The sequence below is a fragment of the Streptomyces sp. V1I1 genome, from assembly GCF_030817355.1.
In the GTDB taxonomy this organism is placed as follows: domain Bacteria; phylum Actinomycetota; class Actinomycetes; order Streptomycetales; family Streptomycetaceae; genus Streptomyces.
The window spans coordinates 5238743-5251972 of sequence record NZ_JAUSZH010000001.1; the positions used below are offsets into that span (position 1 = coordinate 5238743).

A 13230-nucleotide genomic window follows, 5' to 3' on the forward strand; every position below is an offset into this window, starting at 1 on the left:
AGGCCGGGAAAGTCTGCCGATCATAGAGGCTGGCCCATGGGCCGTTCCAGCTAAGCCGCCGCGAGGCGGCCCATTCACGGCCTTCGGTCGATCGTTTCTGCACAGGTCTGAGCCGGGGTCGATCCGTGCTGACCGAATGTGACGTTCCGTGAGCCATCGGAGTGTCGTCGGGTCTCGGGTCGGTGTCGGGCCGGTGTCGGGTCGGTCACCCGGGTGGGGCAGCGGAACAGGGCGTACTGCCAAAAACCATCACAAGGTGGTGGAGGTGTCGCCCATTCCGCAGCCGGAGGTCCACGTGGAGGGTCAGCAGTCGTCCGAGGGAACACCCGAGGGAGTGGAACCCGTGCGCCTGCGGAGCGCCGCTGCTGCCCTCACTTCCCTCGTGGCGCTCGCCGCCACTTCGCTCGTGGCCGGCCCCGCGGTGGCCAAGACGGCGGGTGGGCCCTGCGCGCTGACCCGGACGGCCGCGCATCACTCCCTGGGCGTGGACACGTGGAACACCGACTATCCGCGCCCGGCCCGGCAGCTGGACGCGGTGATGATCTTCCTGTCGTTCCCGGACTCCGTGCCGCTGAACGCGCCGCGCGAGCTTGTGGCCGACCACTTCCCGGCCACCAGCACCTTCTTCGCGCGTGCCTCGTACGGGAAGTTCGTGCTGCGCCCGCACTCGCAGCGCAAGTGGGTGGCGATGCCGAAGGCCTCGACGGCGTACGGGATAAGCCGTGACTGGAAGCCAGGGCAGCGCGCCGGATATCTGCGCGACGCGATCAACGCGGCCGACCCGACGGTCGACTTCTCCCGCTTCGACATCGTCTATCTGGTCGCCGACCCGGACGCGCCCGGCGTCGACTCCGACGCGACGAAGGTCGTGAACTTCGACGAGCCCCTGCACGCCGACGGCACTGACGTCGACCGGGTCGTCACCGTCTTCGAGCGCCACCCTCCGGACCGCAATGTGCTGGCCCACGAGACCGGGCATGTCTTCGACCTGCCTGACCTCTACCACCGGCCGACGGACGGCAAGGGCGACTGGGACACGTACGTCGGGGACTGGGATGTGATGGGCAGCCAGTTCGGCCTTGCCCCGGATCTCTTCGGCTGGCACAAGTGGAAGCTGGGCTGGCTGGACAGGCGGGCCGTGCGGTGCGTGACGAAGGCCGAGTGGATCACGCTGGAGCCGATCTCGGCCGCGCCTGCCCCGGGCGGGAGCCTCGGCACGCGGCTCGCGGTCGTCCGGACCGGCGCGGACACGGCGCTCGCGATCGAGGTGCGCGGCTCGACGGGGAACGACGAGTCGACCTGCAGGGAGGGGGTGCTGCTCTACCGCGTGCAGGCCGAGACGGCTTCGGGTGGCGGCCCGGCGGAAGTCGTCGACACCCACCCGCACAGCTCGGCGTGCTGGGACACCTCGGTGTACCCGCCGCTGGCGGACGCGCCGCTGGGGGTCGGCGAGACGTTCACGATGCCGGGGGCGCCGGGGGGGCGGGCGAGGGTGGAGGTGGCGGACCGTACGCGGTCGGGCGCGTGGACGGTCAAGGTCACGACGACGTAGCGGTGCGTCCGGGGGGTCTGCGGTGCGTCTGCGGGTGCGGGGCGCGGTCGTCCGGGTCCCGGCGTCCGGCGTACGAAAAAGCCCCTCGCTCTCGCGAGGGGCTTTTCCCGTCTGTGCGCCGCCAGGGACTCGAACCCCGGACCCGCTGATTAAGAGTCAGCTGCTCTAACCAACTGAGCTAGCGGCGCCTGCTGACGTCGTAGACCTTAGCATCCTGATCGGCGCCAGGAAAAATCGATATACGGACGCTGGGGGCCGAGGCCGCGCGGACCGCCCGCACACATGCCCAGAGCACCACCTCGGGCCCCGGCAGCCACGGGTGCCGGGTGTCGGGGGCCACCAGCCAGCGCGGGCCGCCCGTCGCCGCGTGGCCCTTGGCCAGCGGCGGAACGGTGACCGCGTCGCCGGTGCCGTGGCAGAGCATCGGCGGTACGGAGTCGCCGCACTCCTCCCAGCCGAGCAGGGACGGCAGCCGGTGCGCGGTGCCGGGGGCGGCGAAGAGCAGCATCCGGCCGCGGTGCATGGCGACCGGGCCGGACCCCGGCCCCTCCTCCCAGAGGCGGTCGAGCATGCGGCGGCCGAAGATCGTGGGCACGTTCACAACGTCGAAGACGGAGCCGCAGGGGAGTACGGCGGGGGCGTACGGGTGGGTCTCCCAGAGGGCCAGCATCGAGCGCGGATGACCGACGGCCGAGACGAGCCAGCTCGCGCCGGGCGACGTGACCTGGGCGACCTGGTGCCTGCCCTCGTCCCGCAGGAGGGCCAAGGTGTGGGTCCGGCGCTCGTCGTCACCGGAGCCGGGGGCCGGCAGAGAGTCGTCTTGCAGCCATGCACTCATGGAACAAGACCTACCCGGAGTGACCGTTCCGTTTCTGAGAGTTGGCGGAAACGGGGACAGGGCCGGTCGGGGAGGCGTATCTTGCGCCCCGGCATATGCCATGCGCGATGTTGGGGCGGGGCGGGGCGGGGCGGCCGGTGGGCTAGGGCGTGGTGTTGCGGAGCAGGCCGCGGCCGAACTCGATCATCTTCTTCGCGTAGTCCTCGGTCCACTCCGCCCGCTCGGCGATGTCCGCGGGGGTCAGCCGGTCGAACCGGCGCGGGTCGGCGAGCTGGGCGGCCGCGAGCGCCTGGAACTCCACGGCGCGGTCGGTGGCCGCGCGGAACGCCAGGGTCAGTTCGGTCGACCGCGCCAGCAGCTCCCGCGGGTCCTCTATCGACTCCAGATCGAAGAAGTGCTCGGGGTCGGCGGCAGCCTCCGACGGCTCGAAGAGCAGCGGGGCCGGTCGCAGCTTCCGCTCGCTCCGCTCGGGTTCCGCCATGTGGTTCTCCTCCTCGCCCAGGTGCGAGCCCCTTCCCGGGCCGCCCTCCGTTGACCTTGTGTCCATCGCATACCCATCGCCGCCTTCCATTGTCGCGGCGTATGCAAGTGTGCCTATGGCTGCCGGCGCACCCGGTGTTCCGCCAGGTGCGCCAGGACCGCGTGGTTGGCCTCCCAGCCGTCCGGGCTGTTTCTTTTGGCCGCCCTCGCACTGCTTCGCAGGCTTCGGGCGGCGTGCCGGACTCCGTCCGGCGCTCGTGGCTCATGGCTGCCAGCTCACCCGGTGTTCCGCCAGGTGCGCCAGGACCGCATGGTTGGCCTCCCAGCCGTCCGGAAACTTAACCGTGACGCCCAGCTGGACCGGCTCCGTCGACGGGTGCTCGTCCAGCAGGTCGGTGACGCCCGCGCGGCACACCACGATGCACGCGTGCCGGTGGCGGGAGGCCAGCACGCACAGCCGGCCCGTCTCCAGATGGAACGCGGTCGCGTCAGGGCGGCCGGAGAGCGGGTGGAGGACGACCGTGACGTCGAACTCACGGCCCTGGAGGCGGTTCGCCGTGTCCACGGTGACGTCCGCGACGCCCAGCTCGGCGAGCGCCGCCCGCACCGCAGCCGCCTGGTCGCGGTGGGCCGTGCCGACGGCGATCCGGTCGGCGGTGACCGGGACGGGTTCCGCGGACCGCTCGCTGGTCGCCGCGCCCCCGCGGTCCAGCAGCCGGCGGACGACCAGGGCCACCGCCCGTACCGCCTCGGGGTCCGTACGGGGCGTGTGGCGGGCGGGCAGCTCCAGCAGGCCCCAGCCCGACTCGGCCGCCTCGTCGAGCACCCGGTCGGGGCCCGAGCCGTCCGACGCCACACCGAAGGCGAGCCGCCGGTCGCCGGGGCCGGTACCGCTGCGGAAGGGGGTGTACGGGTAGAACGCGTCGGAGACGAGCGGCGCCGCGGAGGCCGGGAGCCGCCAGGAGACGGGCAGCCGGTGCTGCGGCAGCTCCGGATTGTGGGCCAGCAGCGTGGAGACGGCGCTTGCGGAGGGGTCGTACGACAGCCCGGCCCACTGGTCCGCGCCGACGATCGAGAACGGGTCCAGCTGACCGGGGTCGCCCACGAACAGGGCACGCTCGAAGAGCCCGGCGACGGCGAGCAGCGCGTCGGAGCGCATCTGGTAGGCCTCGTCGACGATGGCGTGCCGCCAGGGCTCGACGCCTTGGACGTGCGCCCATTTCGCGGCGGTCGAAATGACGATCTCCAGCCCGGCGAGGTCACCGGCCTTGGCGGACTTGCGGACGTTGCCCAGCTCGTCGAGGGCCTTGTCGTACGGATCGGGCTCATTGCTGTGCAGCCGCCCGACCGCCAGCGTGGGCTCCTTCTCGGCAAGCCGGACGACGAGGTCGTCGACCTGGGCGTTGGTCTGCGCGATGACCATCAACGGTCGCCCGGCGGCGGCCAGTTCCCGCGCGGCGTGCACCACGAGCGTGGACTTCCCGGCCCCGGGCGGCGAGTCCACGACGACACCGCGGTGGGAGCCGTGCAGCGTGTCGTCGAGGATCGCGTCCGTGGCCCGGGCGGCCTCGACGGACGGCTCGAAGCCGCCGCCCTGCTCGGGCCGGGTCACAGCACGTCCTCCGGGGTCACAGGGTCCGGGCTCTGAGCCGATGTGCCCGGGGGCCCGCCATGGGTCCACGGGGTTTCCTCCGGGGGCGGGAGCTTCGGGCCGCCCCGCTGGTCGTGTTCGAACAGGGTCCAGGCGATCCGGTCGCCCTTCCCCGGGACCGAGCCCTCCGCCGGGTCCTTGGCGCGGCCCATGCGGTCCGTCAGCCGCAGCACCAGCGTCCCCTCCGCGTCGTACCGTACGAACTCCGCCGTCTGCGGCTTGCCCCCCAGTGAGCGGTACACCTTCGTCCGCTCGGCGAGCTGCGGGCGGTCGTCCGTGCGGACCGTGAGCAGCGGACGCGGGCTCGGGCGCTTCGAGTCCGACCAGGCCATCACGACCTCCGTCACCTCACTCAGGAACGCCTCGCCCGCCAGCCTGCGCCCCGCAAGCACCAGCGGGTCGTCCAGCGCCTCCTGGGCCTCCAGCTGCGCCTGGGCCGTCTCGCGGGAGGCGAGCTTCTGCGCGGCCGTCACAGCGTCGTCGCGGCGCGGCTGCGGCGGCTCGCCCGCCCGTACGCGATCGCGGTGCCCGGTGAACGACCACCGGTCCCGCGTCCAGCGGTCCGCCGCCCTGGAACCCTCCGGCAGCTCACGCAACAGCTCCAGGCTGCGCCACACCGCGTGCCAGGTGGGCCGCAGCTGGGTCAGCACGAGTCGGCGGATCTCCCGCTCGGCGACACTCAGTTCACCCAGCCGCGCATCCGCCGCCGCGCCGTCCTCCGCCGCGCCCAGCGCCTGCCGCGCCCGGTCGTAGCGCTCCACGGCCGGGGCCAGCAGCCTGTTGTCGAAGGCCGGGTCGGTGGCAGGCCCGGCCGGCGGGCAGAGCAGCTGCCCGTCCCGGCCCCGCGCCAGCTCGGCCCGCAGCGCGGCATCCGCGCCGGACTCACCCTCCGGTGGATCGATCCAGGCGAGCAGCGCCCCCAGATGCTGGTCCTCCAGCGAGGACTGACCCGTCGCCCAGTGCCGGTTCAGCAGATCGGTCGCGGCGAGGAGCAGCGAGGAGCCGGGTACCCGGGCCCGCTCGCCGTAGTGCGTGAGCCAGCGGCCGAGCAGCGGTACGCGCGGCGGCGCGGGGTAGGGCGCGTCGGGCTCCTCCTCCGCCGTACGCCGAAACCGCATCGACCGGCCGAGCAGCCGTACGAAGTCGATGCCGGCCCGCCCCGGCACGATCAACTGCGGGGCGTCCGCGCACAGTTCGGCCTCAACCTTGACCCTCTTGCCGGTCTCGGCATCCGTCTCAGCCCGCTCGACGAGCTCGATGTCGTCGGCGTACGCATCCAGATGCGGCAGCACCGCGTCGGCCAGCTCCGCGAGGAACGTGAAGCGCAGATCGCGGTCGCGCGGCTGCGCCACGACCAGCAGCCGCGGCTCCTCAGGATCGGTGCCGACCAGCGCGCCCAGCGGCGCCCCCGCCTCACCCGCCGTGGTGAGCGGTACGAAGACCAGCGGCCGATCGGACAGATGCCGGTGCCGCACGGTCGCCAGCGGCCGGGCGCGCCCGGACTCCACGGCCTCCAACCGGGCAAGCGTGGAGATCAGCGACATCCGGCCGCCTCCAGTGCCTCGGCCCGCAGCGCCGCCGCCCTGCGCAGGGCGGCGACCGCCGGATCGTCCGGATCGCCCGCGGCCCCCCGCGCCGCCGCCAGGACGTCGCCGATCGTCGTCAACCCGCCCAGCTCGCCGCGGACCCCACGGCCCAGCGCCTCGACCGCGCCCGACTCGCGGGCCCGGTCACGGCAGTGGAAGGCCAGCTCGCACGCGGCCAGGCACTCGGGGGCGTACGCCGCGGACACCGACTCGACCGCCGCCGTCAGCTCCTCAGCCGACCGCTCCAGGTCGAAGGTCGTGCCCTCGGGCAGCGCCGCGGCGATGTCCTCGATCCGGGTCAGCCTGGCCAGTTGACGGCGGGTGACCGACAGCTGCTTACGCACGTCGACGACGGACCCGGTCGGCAGATTGGAGAAGTCCTTGGGGCAGACCAGCAGCACCGAGTGCGCCACGTCCGCGCCCTCCGTCAGCGCGGCGACCCGCTCCAGCGCCAGCACATACACCGCGGCCTGGCGCGCGGCCGCGCCCACCTTCGCCGCGTCCGCCGACGCGTCGATCATCGGGAAGGACTTGATCTCGACGACCGTCCACCGCCCGCCGGGGTGGACGACCACCGCGTCCGGCTCCAGATAGGCGGGGGAGCCCGCGACCTCCAGCGCCAGCAGGGGATGGTCGAGCAGCGTCCACACCCTGTCCTGGGCACCGGCCGCGGTCGCCTCGCGCAGCGCCAGCGCCGTACGCGCGGCCCGGCCTTCGGGACCGGCCGCCGACAGATCGGGAACCCGGACCTCGGCCGGGGCGTCCACGCCCAGCAGCCGCATCAGTTCCGTACCGCCGTCGGCCTTGACCCTGGCCTCGAAGGCATTGCCGCGCATGAACGCGAACTGCGACTGCCCGAACGCCGCAGGGGACCCCAGCGCGGAGGCGAGCGCCGCCTTGTCCACCCCGGCACCGTCCAGCAGCGCGCGCCGCTTGCAGCCGGGGTTCGCGGCGAGGGTGGCCAGCGCGCGGGCGTCGAGCGGATGCGGCTGGGCGGCGGGGCCGCGCAGCTCAGCGAGCCGCTGCCGGAGTGCTGTCGTCGGCGCCTGCGGAGGAGGTCCGCTGTCCAGGGATTCGCTCACCCGCGGAAGTCTCGCATCCGGCACTGACAATCGGGGACTTCGAGCCGGAAGGAGCGGACAGGACACGTGTGCGCACCCGGTCGGCGAGGCGCATCGCGGGCCGCGTCAGCAGCGCGCCGACGCCCATCACTGCGGCGCCGGCGACCGCGTCCAGGAAGTAGTGGTTAGCCGTGCCCATCACCACGAGCGTGGTGAGAAGCGGGTAGGCGACGCCGAGGACCTTCATCAGCGGCGTGCGCCCGTGCCGCCACAGCATCACACCGCACCACAGCGCCCAGCCGACGTGCAGACTCGGCATCGCCGCGTACTGATTGGTCATCGCGCCCATGCCGCGCGGCGCGCTCGCCTCGCTGCCCCACCAGCCGTACGAGCTGTACTGCGCCATCGTGTCGACGAACCCCTGACCGGCGTCGAGCAGCCGCGGCGGGCAGGTCGGCAGCAGGGTGAAGCCGACGAGGCCGAGCAGCGTGGAGAGCATCAGCCAGGTGCGGGCGGCGTGGTAGCGGGCGGGGCGGCGGCGGAAGAGCCAGACGAGGATGGCCGGGGTGACCAGATAGTGCAGCGAGGCGTACGCGAAGTCGGCGGGTATGCCGAGGGCGGGGGTCTGGCTGAAGAGACGGTTGAGCGGGTGCTCGGCGTTGAGGAGGAGGGCCTTCTCGGCCCGGAGTATCGCCATACCGTGGTCGACTGCGGTCGACACATCGCCGCGGGCGAGCAGCCGGCCCGCCGAGTAGGCGGCGTAAACCACTGCGATCAGCGTCAGTTCGGTCCACCAGCGGGGCCGATGGCGGGGCGCGGTGTACGGCATCCGAACGTTTCTCCAGTTTGTGTTCTGGCGGCCATCGGCCACCGCTCGACCGTACGGTGTATAAGGCGACGTCCCGTCGGCAGGTCCCGCCTGCTAGCAGGACGCTGAGATCGACTTGGAGGTTGCCTCGTGTTCAGGTGCGAGATGATGGAAGGCCACCCGATGTGAACCTGAGGGAGACCCCGCATGGCACCGCGCATCCTGCTCGCCCGGCACGGCCAGACGGAATGGTCGCTGCTCGGCAAGCACACCGGCAGGACGGACATCCCCCTGCTCGAAGAGGGCAGGCGCGGGGCGAAACTGCTGGGGGAGCGGCTGCACCGGGCGCCGTGGTCGGGCCTGGAGGGCGTCGAGGTCCGTACGAGCCCGCTGGGGCGGGCGGCGGAGACGTGTGCGCTGGCGGGGTTCGGGGACCGGGCGACCGGGTGGGACGCCCTGATGGAGTGGGACTACGGGGCGTACGAGGGCCTGGCCCCGGCGGACATCCACGCGGACCGCGCGGACTGGTTCATCTGGCGCGACGGCGTCCCGGACGGCGAGACCCTGTCGGAGCTCGGCGCGCGGGCGGACGAGGTGGTGGAGTGGGCGCGCTCGGCGGACCGCGACGTGCTGGTCTTCGCGCACGGCCACATCCTGCGGGTGCTGGGGGCGCGGTGGCTGGGCATGGACCCGTCGTTCGCGGCGCGGATCAAGCTGGACCCGACGAGTCTGTCGGTGCTCGGGTGGGCGTACGGTGCGCCGGCGGTGGATCGCTGGAACGACACGGGCCATCTGGAGGGGTGAGCTTCCCGCCGGAGGCGCCGCGCACCCATGGCGCCCGCGACCCGCGCCATGGACCCCGCCGGAGGCGGCGCCCGCATCACGCCCTTCGCAGCGACTCCCCGTGCCGCTCCAGGAACGAACCCACACCCCCCGTCCTCCGCTGCGGCAGCAGCACCCTCGCCGTGTCCGACAGCATCGACTGGATGCGTGACGACTGGACCCCCGCCAGCAGGTCCAGCACCTGATGGCCCGCCTCCGCCGCCTCGTCCGGGGCTCCGGCGCGGGCCAGGTCCGCCGCCAGTTCCGCCCGGTACAGGGCCAGGTTGCGGGTGAAGCGGTTGTCCTGGAGGGTCGCCGCCCGGCGGGCGTGGCGGGCGGCCCGGGGCCAGTCGCCGAGGGCCGACCAGCACTGCGCCTGCAGCGCTTCCAGTTCCGGTTCGCCGAAGAAGGACATCCACTCCGGATCCGCGTCCGCCGGCCCCCGGTCGAAGTACGCGTACGCCCGCCCCAGGGACTTCTCGCAGCCCGTACGGTCCCCGAGCCCCGCCCAGCCGCCCGCCTCCCGAAGCGATAGCAGGGACAGCAGCCGCGGCGAGGCCAGGTGCCCCGCCGCCCGCTGGCCTGCCTGGGCCGAGCGGACCGCCTCCCGGTGGCGGCCCGCGTCCCGCGCCAGGAAGGAGGTGTTGCAGAACGCGTGCGCCTCCAGCGCCGGATCGCCTGCCACCCGAGCCGTCGCCAGCGCCTCCGCGTAGTGCGAGCGCGCATCGTCGAACCGGCCCGAGTCGTGCGCCAGCCAGCCCACCGAGATGGCGAGTTCGCCCGCCCCCGCGTGCAGCCGGTCCGCCGTCGAGGGGCGCGTGGCCGTGCCCGCGTCGAGCAGTGCGTACGCCGCCCGCAGCGGCTGCGCGGCCCGCTTGTAGAGCCCGTCCGCGCCGTGCCGGTCGTCGAGCAGCCGGATCCGCCGTACCGCGTCCTCGACGGCGTTCACCTCCGCCTCGCCGAGTCGTCGCTGTGCGGGCACGAGGCCGGGACCGGGACCGAGCCCGAGGGACGCGGCCGCCACGGTGGCGGAGCCGCTCGTCATGAATGCGCGACGCAGCACGTCGCTCTCCTCGTCGATGTCGCTGTCACTGTTGCCGTCACAAAGGTCGAGAGGGCCGAGGGGGCCGCAGGGTTCGGGCGGCCGCCCCCGGCCGCCGCCCCGCACCTGTTCCCGCGCCGCGAACCCCAGGTCCGCCAGCGTCAGACCGGGGAACATGTGCACGAACACCCGCTCGTACGCATAGTTCGGACAGCGGATCTCACCTGCCTCGACGCGCCCGATGTAGCGGGCGTCGCACGAGACCTGCTCGCCGATCTCTCGAGCCGCCTTGCGTACGCTCGCCGCGAACTCCCCCGGCGAGCGCTGCCCCCGCAGCCGGCGGAAGGCGAGGTTGGGAACCGCCCGGTTGGGAACTGCCCGTGATGCCTGTGACGATGACGCCATGGCCGAGCCCTCTCTTGGTGCAGCCGTGTTCCGGCGGAGCAAGAACGTACCTGCTGTGATGGGCCGCACACACAGGGTTTAGCTACAAAAGGGATATCTCTCCCTCGATCTGCCATGAACTGCCATCCTTTGCGGCGGCGAGCCGCCGTAGCCCTTGACGCGAACGGGCGTTGAACCATCCGGAGGCGCGATACGTGTCTCCACTCGAGCGAGGAGGGGATCCCCTTGTTGGAGATCGGCATGGAGTCCAGCGCCAACGGCGGCTCACGTACGACTGCGACGACTGCTCGCCACAGGCCAACCCCGGACAGCAGCGCACCGCCCGGCGACGACGCGGAGCCCTGCGATCTGGTGACCGTCCCCGCCAGGCAGGGGCTCGAGGCCGTCGACATCCTGCGCCGCGGCCCAGTACCGGCCGTCGGCCCCGTGCTCCACGACGGCACCTGCGACACCCTCGGCTTCCTGGTGCCGCCCGGCACCGCGGACGGCTGGGACATGCCGGGCAGCGCCTGTACGCAGACGTCGGGACGCGGTCTGCGGATCCCTGCCGAACCCCCGGTCACCGGCGCCGATGCCGATGCCGACACCGGCGCCGACTGGTTACTGCCGCCGGACGGCGCCGGCCCGGTCACCGACCCGGTGGTGCTGCGCGAGGCGCTCGGCGAGGCGGCCCGCCTCATCGAGGCCGCCGACAACTGTTGCTGAGCCCCGGTCGCTGAGCCCCCCCATCGGTACTGCGCCGATAATGGGCTGGTGGCAAAGAGCAAGCGGCGCAGCCGTACGGGCGGGGCAGGCAGCCCCGAACCCGTCGTCGAGCAGGTCGACGGCGGGCTCGCCGAGCTGATACCCGACCGCGAGCGGCCGCGCGGCTGGACGCTGCTCCTCGACGGCGCCCCGCAGTCCCATGTCGACCTCGACGACCCGGTCCATCTCTCCTTCGAGTACCAGCGCCGCCTCGGCCATGTCGCCGATCTCGTCGCCCCGCCCGGCCGCCCCCTCCAGGTCGTGCATCTCGGTGGCGGGGCCTTCACTCTCGCCCGCTACATCGCGGCGACCCGCCCCCGTTCCACCCAGCAGATCGTCGAGTTGGACGCCTCGCTGGTCCAACTGGTCCGCAAGCAGCTCCCGTTGGATCCCGGCGCACGAATACGAGTCCGGTCGGCCGACGCCCGCGCCGGGCTCGGCAAGTTCCCGGACGACTGGGCGGACCTGGTGATCGCCGACGTGTTCAGCGGAGCCCGCACCCCCGCGCATCTGACCAGTACGGAATTCCTCGCCGAGGTATGCAGGGTCCTGAAGCGGGGCGGGCACTACGCCGCCAACCTCGCAGACGGGCCGCCGCTCGCCCATCTGCGCGCCCAGGTCGCCACCGCCGCCGCCGTCTTCCCCGAGCTCGCGCTCGCCGCCGACCCGACGGTCCTGCGCGGCCGCCGCTTCGGCAATGCGGTGCTGCTCGCGTCCGACGTTCCGCTGCCCGTCGCCGAGCTGACCCGCCGCGTCGCGAGCGACCCGCACCCCGGTCGGGTCGAACACGGCAGGGCGCTCACCGACTTCACGGGCGGCGCGGCCGCGGTCACCGACGCGAGCGCGAAGCCCTCACCCGTACCGCCGCCGGCGACGTTCCGTTAGCGCGGTGACCGGGACCCGGCACTTGAGGACAGAACAGACAACCTAGCGATCGTCGAACTCGACCATCGGCGGGTGACCGTTCCAGGTGCAGAAGACCGAGACCTCGCGGCCGTCCTTGGTGAAGGTCACCCGGATCCACGTCGGTTGCTTCCAGACCTGCATCTGCCAGGCGGCGTCCGGCGTCGCCGAGACCAGCTCCGCCGACGATTCGCCGATGTCGAAGACGACCCGGCCGCCGTCGACCGTGTAGCCCTTCACATTCCCGGACGGCGGGCCCGAGACGGGCGGCGGCGACGGCGGCTTGGTCTTGTTCGGCTTTCCGGCCGACCCAGTGGCCGACGGCTTGCGGGTCTTGTCCGCACTGCCCGGCTTCGACGGCGTCGGGCTCGGCGACCGCTGCGTCGACGATGCCTGCGGCTTCGCGCCTTGCGTGGTGGCGCCGTCCGCGGTGATGGGCAGCGCGCGCGGCCGGTCGTAGGCGGTCCCGGACATGACCGTGTGGACGCCCCACCAGGACAGCGTGACCGCCGCGCCAGTGGACAGCGACCACGCCATGGCATGTACGAGTCCTCGATGCATCGGGGCCATACTGCACCACGCACCCCACAACTGTCCCTAGGGGGACCGGCGTCCAATGGCGTACGGTGCCGCCCATGGCAAGTGTGCTCGTGGTCGAGGACGACCAGTTCGTGCGCTCCGCCCTCATCCGGCACTTGACCGAGGCCTCCCACACCGTACGGAGCGTCGGCACAGCCCTCGAGGCGCTGCGCGAGGTGGCCCATTTCCGCTTCGACTTGGTCATCCTGGATCTCGGCCTGCCCGATCTGGACGGGTCCGAGGCGCTGAAGATGCTGCGCGGACTCACCGACGTACCAGTGATCATCGCGACCGCGCGGGACGACGAGGCGGAGATCGTCCGCCTGCTCAACGACGGCGCCGACGACTACCTCATCAAGCCCTTCTCGGTGGAGCACCTGTCCGCGCGGATGGCGGCCGTGCTGCGCCGCTCGCGCGCCGCCGGGGACGCCCCGCCCTCGGGCGTCATCCAGGTGGGCGGGCTCTCCATCGACCCGCTGCGCCGCCAGGCCGAGCTGGACGGGGCGGCACTCGACCTGACCCGCCGGGAGTTCGACCTGCTGGCGTTCCTGGCCGGGCGGCCCGGCGTCGTCGTACCGCGCAAGGAGCTGCTCGCCGAGGTCTGGCAGCTGAGTTACGGCGACGACCAGACCATCGACGTCCATCTGTCCTGGCTGCGACGGAAATTGGGCGAAACGGCGGCCCGGCCCCGCTATCTGCACACCCTCCGCGGCGTCGGCGTGAAGCTGGAGCCGCCGAACGGACGCATGCCATGAACGG

At 72.7% G+C, this 13230-nt stretch carries 13 protein-coding genes and 1 tRNA gene; 5 read left to right on the top strand and 9 right to left on the bottom strand.

Going from position 1 to position 13230, the window contains the following annotated elements; translation table 11 throughout:
- The first annotated feature begins 295 nt into the window (after positions 1-295).
- On the top strand, positions 296-1552 hold the full coding sequence (locus QFZ67_RS24635; RefSeq protein ID WP_307665952.1) for a M6 family metalloprotease domain-containing protein: 1257 nt from the start codon (positions 296-298) through the stop codon (positions 1550-1552).
- Between the two features lie 114 nt (positions 1553-1666).
- Here QFZ67_RS24635 and QFZ67_RS24640 read toward each other — a convergent pair.
- The 7 genes from QFZ67_RS24640 to QFZ67_RS24670 form a co-directional block, all read right to left on the bottom strand.
- Positions 1667-1740, bottom strand: a tRNA-Lys gene (locus tag QFZ67_RS24640).
- Positions 1731-2390, bottom strand: coding sequence for a bifunctional DNA primase/polymerase (locus QFZ67_RS24645; RefSeq protein ID WP_307663243.1), 660 nt, complete (start codon positions 2388-2390; stop codon positions 1731-1733). The genes QFZ67_RS24640 and QFZ67_RS24645 overlap by 10 nt, the downstream gene beginning before the upstream one ends.
- 142 nt (positions 2391-2532) lie before the next feature.
- On the bottom strand, positions 2533-2871 hold the full coding sequence (locus QFZ67_RS24650; RefSeq protein WP_307663244.1) for a hypothetical protein: 339 nt from the start codon (positions 2869-2871) through the stop codon (positions 2533-2535).
- Between the two features lie 261 nt (positions 2872-3132).
- On the bottom strand, positions 3133-4482 hold the full coding sequence (locus QFZ67_RS24655; RefSeq protein WP_307663245.1) for an AAA family ATPase: 1350 nt from the start codon (positions 4480-4482) through the stop codon (positions 3133-3135).
- The gene (locus QFZ67_RS24660) at positions 4479-6065 is read right to left on the bottom strand and encodes a hypothetical protein (protein ID WP_307663246.1); all 1587 of its coding nucleotides are present in this window, start codon (positions 6063-6065) and stop codon (positions 4479-4481) included. Before QFZ67_RS24660 ends, QFZ67_RS24655 begins: the two co-directional genes overlap by 4 nt.
- Positions 6056-7189, bottom strand: a complete 1134-nt coding sequence (locus QFZ67_RS24665) for a hypothetical protein (RefSeq protein WP_307663247.1) — start codon at positions 7187-7189, stop codon at positions 6056-6058. The genes QFZ67_RS24660 and QFZ67_RS24665 overlap by 10 nt, the downstream gene beginning before the upstream one ends.
- Positions 7119-7997, bottom strand: coding sequence for a phosphatase PAP2 family protein (locus QFZ67_RS24670; RefSeq protein ID WP_307663248.1), 879 nt, complete (start codon positions 7995-7997; stop codon positions 7119-7121). The genes QFZ67_RS24665 and QFZ67_RS24670 overlap by 71 nt, the downstream gene beginning before the upstream one ends.
- A 186-nt stretch (positions 7998-8183) precedes the next feature.
- Between QFZ67_RS24670 and QFZ67_RS24675 the strand changes: the two genes are divergently transcribed.
- A complete protein-coding gene (locus QFZ67_RS24675; RefSeq protein WP_307663249.1) occupies positions 8184-8780 on the top strand; it encodes a histidine phosphatase family protein in 597 nt (198 codons plus the stop codon).
- 76 nt (positions 8781-8856) lie between these two features.
- Here the strand turns inward: QFZ67_RS24675 and QFZ67_RS24680 are convergent, their stop codons facing one another.
- Complete coding sequence (locus tag QFZ67_RS24680) at positions 8857-10245, bottom strand: tetratricopeptide repeat protein (RefSeq protein WP_307663250.1); 1389 nt, start codon at positions 10243-10245, stop codon at positions 8857-8859.
- A gap of 240 nt (positions 10246-10485) precedes the next feature.
- Here QFZ67_RS24680 and QFZ67_RS24685 point away from each other — a divergent pair, with 240 nt between their 5' ends.
- Both QFZ67_RS24685 and QFZ67_RS24690 read left to right on the top strand, forming a co-directional pair.
- Positions 10486-10950: a hypothetical protein gene (locus tag QFZ67_RS24685; RefSeq protein ID WP_307663251.1), complete on the top strand. Its 465-nt coding sequence runs from the start codon at positions 10486-10488 to the stop codon at positions 10948-10950.
- Positions 10951-10998: 48 nt separating this feature from the next.
- On the top strand, positions 10999-11874 hold the full coding sequence (locus QFZ67_RS24690; protein ID WP_307663252.1) for a spermidine synthase: 876 nt from the start codon (positions 10999-11001) through the stop codon (positions 11872-11874).
- 42 nt (positions 11875-11916) lie between these two features.
- On the opposite strand, the gene QFZ67_RS24695 is transcribed toward QFZ67_RS24690, so the two are convergent.
- Positions 11917-12462, bottom strand: coding sequence for a hypothetical protein (locus QFZ67_RS24695; protein ID WP_307663253.1), 546 nt, complete (start codon positions 12460-12462; stop codon positions 11917-11919).
- Positions 12463-12527: 65 nt separating this feature from the next.
- Here QFZ67_RS24695 and QFZ67_RS24700 point away from each other — a divergent pair, with 65 nt between their 5' ends.
- Positions 12528-13226: a response regulator transcription factor gene (locus QFZ67_RS24700; RefSeq protein ID WP_307663254.1), complete on the top strand. Its 699-nt coding sequence runs from the start codon at positions 12528-12530 to the stop codon at positions 13224-13226.
- Positions 13227-13230 lie beyond the last annotated feature (4 nt).